The organism is Piscinibacter sp., from assembly GCF_047600445.1.
Taxonomy (GTDB): Bacteria; Pseudomonadota; Gammaproteobacteria; order Burkholderiales; family Burkholderiaceae_C; genus Piscinibacter.
The window spans coordinates 1,693,000-1,709,864 of sequence record NZ_JASGKT010000002.1 but is presented as its reverse complement, the minus strand read 5'-3'; the positions used below and the strand labels follow the sequence as shown (position 1 = coordinate 1,709,864).

The 16,865-nt window shown below is 71.1% G+C and carries 15 protein-coding genes; 8 read left to right on the top strand and 7 right to left on the bottom strand.

Annotated features, from left to right (window positions below; genetic code table 11):
- Positions 1-3 precede the first annotated feature (3 nt).
- The 7 genes from lpxA (at position 4) to QM792_RS12150 (ending at position 7,802) form a co-directional block, all read left to right on the top strand.
- Entirely contained in the window at positions 4-795 is a 792-nt protein-coding gene (lpxA, locus tag QM792_RS12180) for an acyl-ACP--UDP-N-acetylglucosamine O-acyltransferase (RefSeq protein ID WP_415150321.1), read from the top strand.
- 9 nt (positions 796-804) lie between these two features.
- A complete protein-coding gene (gene lpxB / locus QM792_RS12175) occupies positions 805-1,944 on the top strand; it encodes a lipid-A-disaccharide synthase (protein ID WP_415150319.1) in 1,140 nt (379 codons plus the stop codon).
- Positions 1,916-2,536: a ribonuclease HII gene (rnhB, locus tag QM792_RS12170; RefSeq protein WP_415150317.1), complete on the top strand. Its 621-nt coding sequence runs from the start codon at positions 1,916-1,918 to the stop codon at positions 2,534-2,536. Before lpxB ends, rnhB begins: the two co-directional genes overlap by 29 nt.
- 3 nt (positions 2,537-2,539) lie before the next feature.
- A complete protein-coding gene (locus QM792_RS12165; protein WP_415150316.1) occupies positions 2,540-3,316 on the top strand; it encodes a TrmH family RNA methyltransferase in 777 nt (258 codons plus the stop codon).
- Positions 3,317-3,371: 55 nt separating this feature from the next.
- Positions 3,372-3,980, top strand: coding sequence for an RNA polymerase sigma factor (locus tag QM792_RS12160; RefSeq protein WP_415150314.1), 609 nt, complete (start codon positions 3,372-3,374; stop codon positions 3,978-3,980).
- Positions 3,977-5,008: a FecR family protein gene (locus QM792_RS12155; protein ID WP_415150313.1), complete on the top strand. Its 1,032-nt coding sequence runs from the start codon at positions 3,977-3,979 to the stop codon at positions 5,006-5,008. Before QM792_RS12160 ends, QM792_RS12155 begins: the two co-directional genes overlap by 4 nt.
- A gap of 421 nt (positions 5,009-5,429) precedes the next feature.
- Positions 5,430-7,802: a TonB-dependent siderophore receptor gene (locus QM792_RS12150; RefSeq protein ID WP_415150312.1), complete on the top strand. Its 2,373-nt coding sequence runs from the start codon at positions 5,430-5,432 to the stop codon at positions 7,800-7,802.
- 28 nt (positions 7,803-7,830) lie between these two features.
- Here QM792_RS12150 and QM792_RS12145 read toward each other — a convergent pair whose 3' ends face one another.
- Positions 7,831-8,649, bottom strand: a complete 819-nt coding sequence (locus tag QM792_RS12145; RefSeq protein ID WP_415150310.1) for a pyruvate, water dikinase regulatory protein — start codon at positions 8,647-8,649, stop codon at positions 7,831-7,833.
- 209 nt (positions 8,650-8,858) lie between these two features.
- Here QM792_RS12145 and ppsA point away from each other — a divergent pair, with 209 nt between their 5' ends.
- Complete coding sequence (ppsA, locus tag QM792_RS12140; protein ID WP_415150308.1) at positions 8,859-11,270, top strand: phosphoenolpyruvate synthase; 2,412 nt, start codon at positions 8,859-8,861, stop codon at positions 11,268-11,270.
- On the opposite strand, the gene panC is transcribed toward ppsA, so the two are convergent.
- The 6 genes from panC to QM792_RS12110 form a co-directional block, all read right to left on the bottom strand.
- Entirely contained in the window at positions 11,267-12,091 is an 825-nt protein-coding gene (gene panC, locus QM792_RS12135) for a pantoate--beta-alanine ligase (RefSeq protein ID WP_415150306.1), read from the bottom strand. The genes ppsA and panC overlap by 4 nt on opposite strands.
- 19 nt (positions 12,092-12,110) lie before the next feature.
- Positions 12,111-12,899: a 3-methyl-2-oxobutanoate hydroxymethyltransferase gene (panB, locus tag QM792_RS12130; protein ID WP_415151621.1), complete on the bottom strand. Its 789-nt coding sequence runs from the start codon at positions 12,897-12,899 to the stop codon at positions 12,111-12,113.
- Positions 12,900-12,956: 57 nt separating this feature from the next.
- Positions 12,957-14,231, bottom strand: coding sequence for a gephyrin-like molybdotransferase Glp (gene glp / locus QM792_RS12125; protein ID WP_415150304.1), 1,275 nt, complete (start codon positions 14,229-14,231; stop codon positions 12,957-12,959).
- 36 nt (positions 14,232-14,267) lie between these two features.
- Positions 14,268-14,915, bottom strand: coding sequence for a molybdenum cofactor guanylyltransferase MobA (gene mobA / locus QM792_RS12120; RefSeq protein ID WP_415150302.1), 648 nt, complete (start codon positions 14,913-14,915; stop codon positions 14,268-14,270).
- Positions 14,866-15,990: a GTP 3',8-cyclase MoaA gene (moaA, locus tag QM792_RS12115; protein ID WP_415150300.1), complete on the bottom strand. Its 1,125-nt coding sequence runs from the start codon at positions 15,988-15,990 to the stop codon at positions 14,866-14,868. The genes mobA and moaA overlap by 50 nt, the downstream gene beginning before the upstream one ends.
- A 79-nt stretch (positions 15,991-16,069) precedes the next feature.
- Entirely contained in the window at positions 16,070-16,756 is a 687-nt protein-coding gene (locus QM792_RS12110; RefSeq protein ID WP_415150298.1) for a C40 family peptidase, read from the bottom strand.
- Positions 16,757-16,865 lie beyond the last annotated feature (109 nt).

Here is a 16,865-nt window from a genome sequence, read left to right as displayed (position 1 = left end):
ACCATGGCGACGAACATCCACCCCACCGCCATCGTCGACGCCGGCGCCGAGCTGGGCGAGAACGTCACGATAGGGCCTTATGCCGTCGTCGGGCCGCAGGTGCGCATCGGCGACCGCACGTCCATAGGCGCGCACTGCGTGGTCGAGGGCCGCACGACGATCGGGCGCGACAACCGCTTCTTCCAGTTCGGCTCGATCGGCGCGATGCCGCAGGACAAGAAGTACGCCGGCGAACCCACCGAGCTGGTCATCGGCAACGGCAATACGATCCGCGAGTTCTGCACGCTGAACACCGGCACGGTGCAGGACGGCGGCGTCACGCGCCTGGGCGACGACAACTGGATCATGGCCTACGTGCACATCGCGCACGACTGCCGGCTCGGCAGCCACATCATCATCGCCAACGCGACGCAGCTCGGCGGCCACGTGCACCTGGGCGACTGGGTCTTCCTCGGCGGGCTGTCGGGCGTGCACCAGTTCGTGCGCGTCGGCGCGCATGCGATGACGGGCTTCCAGACCCGGCTGTCGCAGGACCTGCCGCCCTTCGTCACCGCGGCCGGCAACCCGGCCGAGGCGCAGGGCATCAACGCCGAGGGCCTGAAGCGCCGCGGCTACACGCCCGAACGCATCGCGCAGGTCAAGCAGATGCACCGCGCGCTGTACCGCAAAGGGCTGACGCTGGCCGCGGGCATCGCCGAGATCGCCGCGATGAAAGGCGCCGTGCCCGAGGGCGATGCCGACGTCGAGCTGATGCTCGGTTTCCTCGGCGACGCGAGCCGCGGCATCGTGCGCTGACACCGGGCGATGACCACGCCGCGTTTCGGCATGGTGGCCGGCGAGGCCTCGGGCGACCTGCTCGCCGGCCTGCTGCTCGGCGGCCTGCGCGCGCGCTGGCCCGGCCTCGTGGCGCAGGGCATCGGCGGGCCGAAGATGGCGGCGCAGGGTTTCGAGGCCTGGTGGCCGCACGACAAGCTGGCGGTGCGCGGCTACGTCGAGGTGCTGAGCCACTACCGCGAGTTGGCCGGCATCCGCAACCAGCTCGCCGAGCGGCTGCTGGCCGCCAGGCCCGACCTGTTCATCGGCGTCGACGCGCCCGACTTCAACCTCGATCTCGAAGCGCGCCTGAAGGCCGGCGGCATCCGCACCGTGCACTTCATCAGCCCGTCGATCTGGGCCTGGCGCGGCAAGCGCATCGAGAAGATGCGCAAGGCCGTCGATGCTGTGCTGTGCATCTTCCCCTTCGAGCCGGAGATCTACGCCAGGAGCGGCATCGCGGCGCACTACGTCGGCCACCCGCTGGCCGACACCATTGCGCTCGAGGTGCCGCGCGGCCAGGCGCGCTCCGCGCTCGGCCTGCCCGGCGACGCGGTGGTGGTCGCGCTGCTGCCCGGCAGCCGGCGCTCGGAGATCCAGTACATCGCGCCGCGCCTGTTCGCCGCCGCCGCCGAGATGAACGAGCTGCGCCCGGGGCTGCGTTTCGTCCTGCCGGTGGTGCCGGGGCTGCGCCACCTCGTCGAGCCGCTGCGCAAGCAGTACGCCGACCGCGTCGGCATCGAACTGCTCGACGGCCGCTCGCACGAGGCGCTGGCCGCCTGCGACGTGACGCTGATCGCCAGCGGCACCGCCACGCTGGAGGCGGCGCTGTTCAAGCGGCCGATGGTCATCACCTACGCGATGCATGCGCTGAGCTGGCAGATGATGAAGCGCATGAAGTACCAGCCCTGGGTCGGGCTGCCCAACATCCTGCTGCGCGACTTCGCCGTGCCCGAGCTGATCCAGGGCGACGCCACGCCCGAGCGGCTGGCGCACGCCACGCTCGCCTGGCTCGACGACCCGCAGCGCTGCGCCGAGCTGGAAACGCGCTTCCGCGCGCTGCACCTCGAACTGAAGCGCGACACCGCGCGCGCCGCCACCGATGCGATCGCGGAAGTTCTTGCGCGCTGAGCAGCTCGGCCTGGTCTTCGACGCGCCCGGGCTGGTGGCCGGCGTCGACGAGGCCGGCCGCGGTCCGCTGGCCGGCCCGGTGGTGGCCGCGGCGGTGATGCTCGACGAACTGCAGCCGATCCGCGGCCTGGCCGACTCCAAGGCGCTGACGGCGCGCAAGCGCGAGAAGCTGTTCGACGAGATCCGCGCCAAGGCGCTGTGCTGCTGCATCGCCGAGGCGAGCGCCGCCGAGATCGACCAGCTCAACATCCTGCAGGCCACGATGCTGGCGATGCGCCGCGCCGTCGAGGGGCTGCGCCTGAAGCCGGCCAAGGTGCTGGTCGACGGCAACCGCATCCCGGTGCTGAAGGTGCCGGCCGAGGCCATCGTCAAGGGCGACGCCAAGGTCAAGGCGATCTCGGCCGCCTCCATCCTCGCCAAGGTGCACCGCGACCGCCTCTGCCTGGCGATGCACGAGGCGCATCCGCAGTACGGCTTCGACGGCCACAAGGGCTACCCGACGCCCGAGCACCTGGCCGCGCTGCGCACGCACGGCGCCTGCCCGGAGCACCGCCGCTCCTTCGCGCCGGTGCGCGAACTGCTGATCCCCTGAGCCATGGCCGAGCCGCGCAGCATCACCTCGAAAGACAACCCGCTGCTGGTGCGCGTGCGCAAGCTCGTGGCCGACCCCGGCGGCTACCGCAAGTTCGGCGAGGTCTGGCTGGAAGGCGACCACCTCTGCGCCGCCTTCGCGCAGCGCGGCGGGCGTGCCTTGCAGGCGCTGGTCAGCAGCGAGGGCTGGCAGCAGCCGCGGCTGCGCGAGCTGGCCGGCCACGCCGCGGCCGTGGCCATCGTGCCGGCCGAGCTGATGGCGGGGCTGTCGACGCTCGAATCGCCGGGTGCGATCGGCTTCGTCGTCGCCACGCCGACCGCCGCGGCGATCACGCCCGATGCGCCCTCGGTGCTGCTCGACCGGCTGCAGGACGCCGGCAACGTCGGCACCATCCTGCGCAGCGCGGCGGCCTTCGGCTTCACGCAGGTGGTGGCGCTCAAGGGCACGGCGGCGCTGTGGTCGCCCAAGGTGCTGCGCGCCGGCATGGGGGCGCATTTCGGGCTGCGGCTGGTGGAGGGCGTCGACGCCGGCGCGCTCGAAGCGCTGCGCCTGCCGCTGCTGGCCACCAGCTCGCATGCCGAGGCGGCGCTGCACGAGGTCGACCTGCCCTGGCCCTGCGCCTGGGTGATGGGCCACGAAGGGCAGGGCATCGCGCCCGACCTGCGGCGGCGCTGCGCGATGAGCCTGCGCATTCCGCAGCCGGGCGGTGAGGAGTCGCTCAACGTGGCGGCCGCCGCCGCGGTGTGCCTGTACGAGTCGGCGCGGCAGCGGGCGGTGTGAGCGCCGGTGGCGTGCGGCGCCGCCCTTGCGGATCGATGGCGTATCGTTGCGACCCATGAAGCGCGAGTCCACGGCCACGCTCTCCGCGCTCTACCAGCGCTGGCGCAAACCGATCCTGCGCCTGCTGCAGGGTCGCCTGGGCAGCCGTGCCGAGGCCGAAGACACCGTGCAGCAAGTGTTCGTCCGGCTGATCGCCTCCGGCCGCCTGCCCGAAGCCGGCAAGGAGCAGGCCTATCTCAGCCGGGCCGCCGGCAACCTGGTGATCGACGGCTGGCGCAGGAGCGGGCGGTACCAGTCCATCGAGCTGCTGTCCATGGACGCCTCGAGCGAGGTGGCGGCCGGAGGCGAGGAACACGATCCGGTGCGGCATGCGCAGCACCGCCAGCGCCTGGCGCGGCTGGACCAGGCATTGACCGAACTGCCCGAGCGCCAGCGCGAGGCCTTCATCCTGAACGTTCTCGACGGCTGCACGCAGGAGGAGGTGGCGGCACGCATGGGCATCTCGAAGCGCATGGTCTCCAAGCACGTCAGCCGCGCCTATGCCTACTGCGAACTGCGTCTGCAATACGGCAGCGTGGCGCAGATGCAGCGCCTGCTCGCATCGGCCCGCCGGGAGGAAGCCGACGAAACGCACCGCGAGCCCGAACGCGGCAGCCCGCGATGAACAAGACCCCGCCGCCGGGCATGGCGCCGGACATACTGGTCGCCCTGCACGAGGCCGCCGCCGAGCGGTTCACCCGCCGCCAGGAACCGGGTTGGACGGGCGCCGACGAGCGCGAGCTCGATGCATGGCTGCAAGCCGACCCCTTGCACCGCGAAGTCTTCGAGAGCATGGCGCGTACACGGCAGCTCTTCGGCAGCCTCAGGCAGTTCCGCGCGGAGCAGCAGGGGTCGACACCGGCCATGCGCCCCGGCGCGGCCACGGCGTCGCGCCGCGGCTGGCGGCGGGCTGTCGCGCGCGGCCCGGTATTCGCATCCATTCTGCTTGCCGCCGTTCTCACGCTGGCAGGCGGCGGCTGGTATGCGTGGGACAACACCGCCCGCTACAGCCTCGACGCCTCCACCGCCCGTGGTGAAACCCGAAGCGTCGACCTGCCCGACGGATCGCGCATCGCGCTCAACGTCGACAGCGTCCTGCGAGTGCGCTACTACCCGCGCCGCCGCGAGGTGGCGCTGGACCGGGGTGAAGCCTTCTTCGAAGTGAAGGCCGATGCGGCCTGGCCTTTCACCGTGGATTCGGGCCGCAGCCAGCTCAAGGTGGTCGGCACCGCCTTCAACGTGCGGGTCGCCCCGTCCCGCCTCGTCGTCAAGGTGAGCGAGGGCAAGGTCGAAGTGCGCCCGGACAGGGCTGCGGCCGATGCTCCGGTGCTTTTGCTCGGCGCGCAGGACGGCGTGTCCATCGACCCCGTGACGGCACGGCATGTGCCCGTGCCCGCGAGCGCCGACGGCGTGGACGACTGGCGCAGCGGCCAGTTGCGCTTCAAACAGCGCCCGCTGATAGAAGTCGCCGAGGAAATCGCGCGCTACTTGGGGCGGCCCGTCACGCTGACCGGCCCCGAGTTGGCCGGCATGCCCATCTCGGCCTACTTCGCCACGGCGGCACCCGACGCCTTTGTGGAACTCCTGCCGGACCTCGTGCCCGTGCGGGTGCAGCGCCAGCCCGGCGGCGGCTGGATGATCTCGCCCCGCTGACGCCGCGCCACGCCGCCGCGTTTCAACTCGTTGCACATGGAGTCGGTGCGGCGGGTTCGTCCTGTGCCCTCGAACCACGTCTTGTTTCCCTAGGGACCGGAATCCTCCGGCCACCCTCGGCTGCCAGCCAGTCGGGCCGAAGCGGGCACACCGCGCTTCCCCCAGCCAACGGCCGCAAACAAGCGGTGCGCCGAGCGCACGCAGGCTGGCAGGGTTGTCCGGGCCCGATGAGCGACGTCTTTCCCGTGTCGATCCGCGCGTCGCGCCCCGAGTGGCCTTCGTCCTGCCTGCACGCCGGTGCTCACGGGCGCAGGTTCGCGCCGTTCAATCGGAGGCAGGATTCGTGATGCGGACAAGGAAATCGAGGGGTGCCCTGGCGGGCGGGGTGTTGGCGGTGCGGACGGCGTTGTCTTTGCCGGTGATGAGCGCCGTGGCCACGATGGCCGTGCCGGCCACATCGCATGCGCAGGACGCGCGCATCGAATTCGACATCGCGGCGCAGCCGCTGGTCTCCGCGCTGGGCGTGTTCGGGCAGCAGGCCGGACGGCAGGTGCTGTTCGACGAGGCCGACGTGGCGGGGCGCCATGCGCGGGCGGTCAAGGGAAGCCTGACGCCCAGGCAGGCGCTGGAGCAACTGCTCGCAGGCACCGGCGTGGCGATTTCGAGCGCGAGGGCGGGCGGCTTCACGCTCCGGCCGGCGCTGCTGCCCGCGCCGGCCGTGTCGCCCGATGCGGCCTTGCCGGAGGTGAGGGTGACAGCCCGGGCCGAGGGCGGGGAGCCGACCGAGGGCACGGGCTCCTACACCGCGCGCATCAGCAGCGCCGCGACCGGCCTGGACCTCCCGCTGCGCGAGACGCCGCAGTCGGTGACGGTGGTCACGCGCCAGCGCATGGAGGACGAAGGCCTGAACTCGGTGGGCAAGGTCCTGGATGTCACGCCGGGGGTTGCGCTCGTGCGTGCCGGCGCCAGCGGCAGCCCGGCCGTGGGTGAGATCTTCTATGCGCGCGGGTTCGAGATCACCAACTACCAGATCGATGGCTTGCCGGTCAATCAGCTCGGCCTGCAGGCGATGGCCGGAACCCGCAGCGGCATCGGAGGGACGTCGACGGCCCTCTACGACCAGGTCACTGTGGTTCGCGGCGCGACGGGGCTGATGAATGGCGCCGGCAACCCCGCTGCCGCCATCAACCTCGTGCGCAAGCGGCCGACCTCCGAGCTTCACGGCGCCGTGGAGGCCTCCGCCGGCCGCTGGAGCCGCCTGGACGGCCTGGTCGATCTGTCCGGCCCGTTCGACGCGGCGAAGACGCTGCGAGGCCGTGTCGTCGTCGGCCAGGGCGGCGGCGGGGAGTGGATGGATCGCCACAGGGATGCGCGCAACGGCCTGTTCTACGGCGTGCTGGAGGCCGATCTGGCGCCCACCACGCTGCTGACCGTCGGGCTGGAGCACACGAGCAGCAAGGATCGCGGCATCTCCTTCAACAATTTCATGCGCGTCGACACCGACGGCAACCCGACGCACTTCTGGCGCACGGCCAATGCATCGGCCTCGTGGACCCATGCCGATGTCCGGCGCAGCAACGCCTTTGCCACGCTGGACCACCAGTTCGGCGGCGCTTGGGCCGCGCGCCTGTCGGTCAACCACACCCGGCTGCACCACGACCAGGTCTTCGGATTCGCCCGGGGCGAGATCGACGCGCAAACCGGCGCCTCGTCGTTCGAGTATGGGAAGACCGTCTTCACCCCGAGCACCACCGGCCTGAATTTCCACCTGACCGGAACGTACGGCCTGCTGGGGCGGGAGCACGAACTGATGCTCGGGCTGAACCATGAAACCTTGAAGGCGTCCGATCCGTCGCACGAGTACCGGTTCGACCTGCCTGTCGACAACATCTACGAATTCGCGCGGACGGGCGAGATCGAGGCCGAACCGCCGCAGCGCAATGGCGTCAGCCATACGCGCATTCGCCAGACCGGCGGCTACCTGGCCACGCGGCTGAGGCCCATGGAGGGGCTGGCGCTCATCGCGGGTGCGCGTGTCAGCAACTACAGGCTGCGTGACAACTGGTCCGGTATCGATGAATCCGGCGTCGTCACGCCCTACCTCGGCGTCGTGGCCGATCTCGGCAAGCAGGTGTCCGCGTACGCCAGCTACACGACCATCTTCAATCCCCAGAGCTACCAGGACCGCAATGGGCAGACCTTGAGCCCGGAGAAGGGGAGGAACTACGAGATCGGCCTGAAAGGCGAATTCCTCGACGGCCGCCTGAATGCCAGCGCTGCCGTGTTCCAGACGAGGAAGAGCAATCTCGCGCTGTGGGACGAGGGTGCCGTCACTCCCAATGGGGACGATGCCTACATTGCGGCGGACAAGGTGCGCGCGCGTGGATATGAGCTGGAAGTGTCCGGCGAGCCGCTGCGCAACTGGCGCCTGGCGGCGGGGTTCTCTCGAGTGGTGGTTCGCGACAGCGCGGGGCAACGGCTGTTGCAGGAGGTTCCCGTGCGGCAGCTCAAGCTGTTCACGAGCTACACCCTCTCCGGCGGCCTGAGCGACCTGACGCTGGGCGGCGGCGTGACATGGCAAAGCCGGACCTCGCACCCCTACGATGCCAACCCCGTTCTGAACCAGGGCTCGTTCGCGGTGTTCAGCCTGATGGCGCGCTACCGCGTGAACCGCCATTGGACCGCGACGCTGAACGTGGCCAATCTTGCCGACAAGACCTATCTGTCCACCATCTGGTATCACAACTACGGCACGCCGCGCGACATCACCGCGACGCTGCGCTACGAGTTCTGAGCGGCCGCCGGGCGCGTCGGGCGGGTCGTCAATACATCAGCCGGTCCGGCCGCAGGTCGCGCAGGATGGTCGTCGCGATCTCCTCGATCGACTTGTGCGTCGACGACAGCCAGGCGATGCCCTCGCGGCGCATCATCGCCTCGGCCTCGCGCACCTCGAAGCGGCAGTTCTCCAGCGAGGCGTACTTGCTGCCGGGGCGGCGCTCGTTGCGGATCTGGGTCAGGCGCTCGGGGTCTATGGTCAGGCCGAAGCACTTCTTCTTGAACGGGGCCAGCGTCGAGGGGATCTGGCCGCGGTCGAAGTCTTCCGGGATCAGCGGGTAGTTGGCGGCCTTGATGCCGTGCTGCATCGCCAGGTACAGCGAAGTCGGCGTCTTGCCGCTGCGGCTGACGCCGACCAGGATCACGTCGGCCTCGGCCAGGTTCTTGGCCGACTGGCCGTCGTCGTGCGCGAGCGAGAAGTTGATCGCCTCGATGCGGTCGGTGTACTCCTGGCTGGCCGAGACGTCGGAGAAGCGGCCGATGCGGTGGTTCGACTTGACGCCGAACTCGGCCTCCAGCGGCTCGATGAAGGTGTTGAACATGTCCAGCACCAGTCCGCGCGACTGCTTGAGGATGGCCAGGATCTCGGCGTTGACCAGCGTCAGGAACACCACCGGCCGGCGCCCCTCGGCATCGGCGCTGTGGTTGACCTCGCGCACCACCTGGTGCGCCTTGTCGGGCGTGTCGATGAAGGGGCGGCGCACATGGCGCGGCTTGCCCGGGAACTGCGCCAGGATCGAGTTGCCGAAGGTCTCGGCGGTGATGCCGGTGCCGTCGGAGACGAAGAACACGGTGCGGTTGGGCATGGGCGGGCGGCCCTGCGGCCGAGGGGGGTGAGCGTGCCCGGAATGATAGGGACAAACCTTAGAATTCCCGCCGATTCGCCCCCGCCCGAGCCACGCCCGATGAACGCCGACCGCCGCCTCCAACAAGCACTCGAACAGTGCGGCGCGCCGGCCTGGGCCTGCCGCATCCGGCGGGGGACACGGCTTTTGCAACATCACGGAGTTTTCCCATGTCCAACCCCGCTCTGGCGACCGCCCTGGTCGTACCGTTCGAACAACTGAGGATGAGCGATGTCGAGGTGGTCGGCGGCAAGAACGCCTCCCTCGGCGAGATGATCAGCCAACTGGCCGCCTCCGGCGTGCGCGTGCCCGGCGGCTTCGCGACCACGGCGCACGCGTTCCGCGAGTTCCTCAAGCACGAGGGCCTGGCCGGCCGCATCGAGCAGCGCCTGGCGAGCCTGAACACCGACGACGTGCGCGCGCTCGCCGAGGCCGGCGCGCAGATCCGCCACTGGCTCGAATCCACGCCGTTCCCGCCCGCGCTCGAAGCGGCGATCCGCGCCGAGTTCGCCAGGCTGGCCGAGGGCAACCCGGGCGCCTCGTTCGCGGTGCGCTCCTCGGCCACCGCCGAAGACCTGCCCGACGCCTCCTTCGCCGGCCAGCAGGAGACCTTCCTGAACGTGGTCGGCATCGACGAGGTGCTGGCCAAGATGAAGGAGGTGTTCGCCAGCCTCTACAACGACCGCGCCATCAGCTACCGCGTGCACAAGGGCTTCGCGCACGCCGACGTGGCGCTGTCGGCCGGCGTGCAGCGCATGGTGCGCTCCGACCTCGGCGCCTCCGGCGTGATGTTCACGATCGACACCGAGAGCGGCTTTGCCGACGTGGTCTTCATCACCTCCAGCTACGGCCTGGGCGAGACGGTGGTGCAAGGCGCCGTCAACCCCGACGAGTTCTACGTGCACAAGCCGGCGCTGAAGGCCGGCAAGCTGCCGATCATCCGCCGCAACCTCGGCTCCAAGCTGATCAAGATGGAGTTCGCGCCGGCCGACGAGCGCGCCAGGACCGGCCGCCTGGTGCGCACCGTGGACACCGCGCCCGAGCAGCGCAACCGCTATTCGCTCAGCGACGCCGACGTGACCGAACTCGCGAAGTACGCGCTGATCATCGAGCAGCACTACGCCCGGCCGATGGACATCGAGTGGGGCAAGGACGGCGGCGACGGCAAGCTCTACATCCTGCAGGCGCGCCCCGAGACGGTGAAGAGCCAGGCGCACGGCAAGGCCGAGCAGCGCTACCGTCTGAAGGGCGCCAAGAGCACGGTGCTGGCCGAGGGCCGCGCGATCGGCCAGAAGATAGGCACCGGCCCGGTGCGGCTGGTGCACAACATCGCCGAGATGGACAAGGTGCAGCCGGGCGACGTGCTGGTCACCGACATGACCGACCCGAACTGGGAGCCGGTGATGAAGCGCGCCAGCGCGATCGTCACCAACCGCGGCGGGCGCACCTGCCACGCGGCGATCATCGCGCGCGAGCTGGGCATCCCGGCGGTGGTGGGCTGCGGCGACGCCACCGAGACGCTCAAGGACGGCGCGCTGGTGACGGTGGCCTGCTCCGAGGGCGACACCGGCTACATCTACGACGGCCTGCTCGAAACCGAGGTCAGCGAGGTGCAGCGCGGCGAGCTGCCCTACTGCCCGGTGAAGATCATGATGAACGTCGGCAACCCGCAGCTCGCCTTCGACTTCGCGCAGATGCCGAACTCGGGCGTGGGCCTGGCGCGGCTGGAATTCATCATCAACAACAACATCGGCGTGCACCCGAAGGCGATCCTGGACTACCCGAACGTCGATGCCGACCTGAAGAAGGCGGTCGAGTCGGTGGCGCGCGGCCACGCCAGCCCGCGCGCCTTCTACGTCGACAAGCTCGCCGAGGGCGTGGCGACCATCGCCGCGGCCTTCTGGCCCAAGCCGGTGATCGTGCGGCTGTCGGACTTCAAGAGCAACGAGTACAAGAAGCTGATCGGCGGCTCGCGCTACGAGCCCGAGGAAGAGAACCCGATGCTCGGCTTCCGCGGCGCGTCGCGCTACGTCAGCGAGGAGTTCGGCGAGGCCTTCGCGATGGAGTGCGAGGCGCTCAAGCGCGTGCGCAACGAGATGGGGCTGAACAACGTCGAGATCATGGTGCCCTTCGTGCGCACGCTGGGGCAGGCCGAGCGCGTGGTGGGCATGCTCGCCGAGCGCGGCCTGAAGCGCGCGGCTTCGGGCGGGACGGACGGCCTGCGCGTGATCATGATGTGCGAGATCCCGAGCAACGCCATCCTCGCCGAGCAGTTCCTCGAGCACTTCGACGGCATGTCGATCGGCTCGAACGACCTCACGCAGCTCACGCTGGGCCTGGACCGCGACTCCGGCCTGGAACTGCTGGCGCGCGACTTCGACGAGCGCGACCCGGCGGTCAAGGCGATGATCTCGCGCGCCATCACCGCGTGCCGCGCGGTGGGCAAGTACGTCGGCATCTGCGGCCAGGGGCCCAGCGACCACCCCGACTTCGCCGACTGGCTGGCGCGCGAGGGCATCGTGTCGATCTCGCTGAACCCCGACACCGTGGTCGAGACCTGGCAGCGCCTCGCGAAGCGTTAGATCTCGAGGTTGTCGATCAGCCGCGTCGTGCCCAGCTTCGCGGCGGCCAGCACCACCAGCGGCTCGCCGCCGGCGGGCTCGCCGAGGTCGCGGCGGCGGCGGATCGCCACGTAGTCGGGCTGCCAGCCGCGCGCCGCGAGGCCGGCCATCGCCTCGGCTTCGAGCTGGGCCCAGTCGCGTTCGCCGGCCATCGCCGCGGCTTCGATGCGGCGCAGCGCGGCGCTGAGCTGCACGGCCTCGGCGCGCTGCGCCGCGTCGAGGTAGCCGTTGCGCGACGACAGCGCCAGGCCGTCGGCGGCGCGCCCGGTCTCGCCGCCGACGATGGTGATCGGCAGCGCGAGCTGCTCGACCATGCGGCGGATCACCATCAGTTGCTGGTAGTCCTTCTTGCCGAACACCGCCACCTTGGGCTGCACCGCGTTGAAGAGCTTGAGCACCACGGTGCACACGCCGGTGAAGAAGCCGGGGCGGAAGTGGCCCTCGAGGATGTCGGCCAGCTCGGGCGGCGGATGCACCTTGTAGCCCTGCGGCTCGGGGTAGAGGTCTTTCTCCGAGGGCGCGAACACGATGTCGCAGCCGGCCGGCGCGAGCAACTGGCAGTCGCGCTCCAGCGTGCGCGGGTAGGTGTCGAAATCCTCGTGCGGCGCGAACTGCAGCCGGTTGACGAAGATGCTCGCCACCACCGGGCCGCCGCGCGCGCGCGCCAGCCGGATCAGCGAGAGGTGGCCGTCGTGCAGGTTGCCCATCGTGGGCACGAAGACGCTGTTGGCCTGGCCGGCGAGCGCGGCGCGCAGTTGCGCGATGCTGTGGACGACTTGCATGCGTTGGTCGGGTCGTGTTTCAGTAGCCGTGCACGGCCGGGTCGGGGAAGCTGCCGTCCTTGACGGCGGCCACGTAGGCGCGGATCGCGGCTTCGATGTCGCCGGCGCCCGCCATGAAGTTGCGCACGAAGCGCGGCAGCCGGCTGCGCGTGACACCCAGCATGTCGTGCAGCACCAGCACCTGGCCCGAGCAGCCCGGGCCGGCGCCGATGCCGATCACCGGGATGGGCAGGCTCTGCGTCAGCCGCTCGCCGAGCGCGCTGGGGATCAGCTCGACCACCAGCATCGCCGCGCCGGCGTCGGCCAGTTCCTTCGCCTCGCGCAGCAGGCGCTCGGCGCCGCTCTCGTCGCGCCCCTGGATGCGGTAGCCGCCCAGCGCATGCACCGACTGCGGCGTCAGCCCGAGGTGCGCGCACACCGGGATGCCGCGCTCGGCGAGGTGGCGCACCACCGGCGCCGTCCAGCCGCCGCCTTCGAGCTTGACCATGTGCGCGCCCGACTGCATCAGCGTGGCCGCGCTCAGCAGCGCCTGCTCGGCGCCGGTGTGGTAGCTGGCGAAGGGCAGGTCGCCGATGATCCAGGCCGCCCGGCTGCCGCGCGCCACGCACTGCACGTGATAGGCCATCTCCGCGAGCGTGACGGGCAGCGTGCTGTCGCGGCCCTGCAGCGTCATGCCGAGCGAATCGCCGACCAGCAGCACGTCGACGCCGGCCTCGTCGAGCAGGCGCGCGAAGCTGGCGTCGTAGCAGGTCAGCATCGCGATCTTCTCGCCGGCCGCGCGCATCGCGGCGAGGCGGTGCAGCGTCATCGGCTTGCGCGCCGCGTCGCCGGCGGTCTGCGAAGGGGTGGGGTACACGTGTTCTCCTCAGATCAGCCCGTCGAAGGGCAGTACGTCCAGCGGCGCGCCGGCCGGCACGTCGCCCTGCTCGTGGCCGAGCACGACGAGCCCGTTGGCCACGCTCATGCTGCGCAGGATGCCCGAACCTTGCGAGCCGGTGATCTCGACCTGCCAGCCGTCGCCGGCGCGCGTCACGATGCCGCGCTGGAACTCGGTGCGGCCGGGTTTCTTGCGGATAGCCCGCAGGCTGGCGGCGCGCAGCATGGGCAAGGGCTGAGGCGCCGCGCCGCTCATCGCCAGCAGCGCGTCGCGCACGAAGGCGTAGAAGCTCACCATCACCGCCACCGGGTTGCCGGGCAGGCCGAACAGGACGGCGTTGCCGATGCGCCCGATCGCCAGCGGCCGGCCGGGACGCATCGCGATGCGCCAGAACAGCACCTCGCCGAGCGTGTTCATGATGCGCCGGGTGTGGTCGGCCTCGCCGACGCTGACGCCGCCGGAGGTGATCACCGCATCCGCGTTCGCGGCGGCGTCGCGGAAGGCGGCTTCCAGCGCCGCCGGGTCGTCGCGCACCACGCCCATGTCGATGGGCTCGACGCCCAGGCGCCGCAGCATGCCCCACAGCGTGTAGCGGTTGCTGTCGTAGACGCAGCCTTCGTCCAGCGGCTCGCCGACCGAGCGCAACTCGTCGCCGGTGGAGAAGAAGGCCACGCGCAGGCGGCGCCGCACCGCCACCTCGGCCTGGCCGAGCGAGGCGAGCAGGCCCAGGTCGGCCGGGCGCAGCACCCGGCCGGCGTGCAGCGCAGGCTCGCCCTTGGCCAGGTCTTCGCCGGCGCGGCGGCGGTTGTCGCCGGCACGCACCACGCCGGCGGGCAGCGTCGCGCGTCCCTCCTCGACGCGCACGAACTCCTGCGGCACCACGGTATCCAGCCCGGCCGGCATCACGGCGCCGGTCATGATGCGCACGCATTCGCCGGGGCCGGGCGCGCCCTCGAAGGGCGTGCCGGCCAGGCCGCGGCCAGCGATGCGCAGCACGGTGTCGCCGCTGGCGGCCAGTTCGCTGCCGCGCAGCGCGTAGCCGTCCATCGCGGCGTTGTCGTGCGCCGGCACGTCCAGCGTCGAGATCAGATCGTGCGCCAGCACGCGGCCCAGCGCGCTGCGGATGGGCACGCGCTGCACCGCCTGCACGCGCGGCACCAGCCGGGCGATGAACTCCTGGGCCTGCGCCACCGGCAGGGCGTCGGGGTCGTAGCCGCTCACGCAGGAGGCGATCTGGGCCAGGGTCGGGGGCGGGGCGCTCATGGGCGCGGATGGTAGCCGCGCGCACGCAGCCGCGCCTCAGCCTTGCAGGCGCTGCAACTCGGCCGGCGTGTTGGCGTTGACGAAGGCCGCCGCGTCGTCGAACGGCACCTCGACGCAGCCGTGCCGCGTCGCCCAGCGTTCGACCTTGCGCTCGCCGGCGGCGACGGATTCGCGCAGGCTCGTTGCCAGCGCGCGGTGCAGCAGGCAGAACACCGGCTGCGCGCGGCGCCCGCCGGCTTCGACGCTGACGGCCATCGCGATCTCGCCGCCTTGCCGCGCCAGCGCGTCGGCCAGCCGCGCGACGAGGTCGGCGGGGAAGTTCGGCGAGTCGCAGGGCACGGTGGCGAGCCAGGGGGTTTCGATGTGCGCCAGCCCGGCGAGGAAGCCGGCCAGCGGGCCGGGATGCTCGGGCAGGGCGTCGGGCCAGACCGGCGCGCCGAAGGCTGCATAGGCGTCGAGATGGCGATTCGCGTTGATCGCGACGCGGCCGACCTGCGGCGCCAGGCGCTGCAAGGCGTGCAGGGCGAGCGGCATGCCGCGATGGCGTTGCAGACCTTTGTCGACGCCCCCCATGCGGCTGCCGCGCCCGCCGGCGAGCACGAGGCCGGTGATGTCGTCGCGGGCGATGTGCAACTCACCCGCCGATGTAGTGCATCTCGACGCGCCGCTGCCCGCTGCCCGCATCGGCCTGCATCGCGCCGCGCAGTTCGGAGTAACGGTCTTCGCGCCCCGCCCACAGCGCGCCGACCGCCGCGGCGATGTCCTCGTCGTCGTACCCGCCGCGCAGCAGCACGCGCAGGTCGTGGCCCTGGCTGGCGAACAGGCAGGTGTAGAGCTTGCCCTCGGTGGACAGGCGCGCGCGGTTGCAGTCGCGGCAGAAGGCGCGGGTGACGCTGGAGATCACGCCGATCTCGCCGCCGCCGTCGCGGTAGCGCCAGCGCTGCGCGGTCTCGCCGGGCGCGCTGGCCTCCAGCGGCTCGAGCGGGAAGGCCGCGTCTATGCGCGCCACCACCTCGGCCGAGGGCAGCACCTCCGCCATGCGCCAGCCGTTGGTGGCGCCCACGTCCATGTACTCGATGAAGCGCAGCACGACGCGGCCGCCGAAGTGTTCGCGGAAGAAACGCGCCATCGGCACGATCTCGTGGTCGTTCGCACCGCGCTTGACGACCATGTTGACCTTGACCGGCCCGAGCCCGCAGCGCAGCGCCTCGGCGATGCCTTCGAGCACGTCTTCCACCGGGAAGTCGACGTCGTTCATGCGCCGGAAGACGGCGTCGTCCAGCGCGTCGAGGCTGACCGTCACGCGCTGCAGGCCGGCGTCTTTCAGGGTGCGCGCCTTGCGCGCCAGCAACGAGCCGTTGGTGGTCAGCGTCAGGTCGAGCGGCCGGCCGTCGGCGCAGCGCAATGCGGCCAGCATCGCCACCAGGCGTTCCAGGTTCTTGCGCAGCAGCGGCTCGCCGCCGGTCAGGCGCAGCTTGTGCACGCCGTGCGCGACGAACAGCCTTGCCGCGCGCGTGATCTCCTCGAAGCTCAGCAGCGAGGCGTGCGGCAGGAAGGGGTAGCGCGCATCGAACACTTCCTTGGGCATGCAGTAGCCGCAGCGGAAGTTGCAGCGGTCGGTGACCGAGATGCGCAGGTCGCGCAGCGGCCGGCCGAGGCGGTCGGCGACGTGCCCGCTCGGCGCCGCGGGCCGCTCGGGGATGAGCGGCACGCTGGCGGCGTAGCGGTGGTCGGCCAGCGGAATGATCTTTTCGCCCATGAGCGCGAATTGTGCCTGCGCGCGGCGGCGCTGCGACCCGGCACGATCCCGCGACCCCGCAACGGCCGGGGTCGGCGCTTCAGTGCAGCATGCGGAAGGTTTCGGCGTCCTGCACGGCGGCGGTCACCGCCGGCGTCGCGGCGGGTGCCGGCGCGACGGACTGCGCCGCGGGCGCGGCGGCGTCCACCAGCGGCTGCGCGCGGCGCGCGCCGGTGAAGCGCTTGCTCCAGTAGGCGTAGCGCATGTCTTCCACGCGCACCTCGCCGCCGGTGCGCGGCGCGTGGATGAACTTGCCCTCGCCGATGTAGATGCCGACGTGCGAGAAGGTGCGCTTGAGCGTGTTGAAGAACACCAGGTCGCCCGGCTTCAGTTCGTCGCGCTTGACCTTGACCATGCCGGCCGCCTTGGCCTGCTCGTCGGCGCGGCGCGGCAGCACCAGGCCCAGGCTCATCTCGAACACGTGGCGCGTGAACCCGCTGCAGTCGAAACCCTGCTCGGCGCTGTTGCCGCCGCGGCGGTAAGGCACGCCGAGGAAGTTCATCGCACCGAGCACCATCTCGGAGGCCTTGTCGCGCATCGTGCGCACGAAGGCGTATTCGCTCGGCGGCACGGCGGCGGGCACCGTGTCGGGCTCGCCGTAGCCGCGTTCGGCCAGCAGCTTGGCGATCGGGTCGGCTTCCGGCGCCGCCTGCACGCCCGCGGCGGCCAGCGCCAGGCCCGCGGCCAGGGCGGCCAGCAGGGGGCGGAGGCGGGCGGGGCGGTCCATCGGCGCGCAGCTTAGCCGCTGGCGGCGCCGCCAGTCAATCGAAAAAACCAGTGCTGACCAGCACTTGCGCGAACATTTAGAGACGATTGCGAGGCTGCGTTATCGTCCG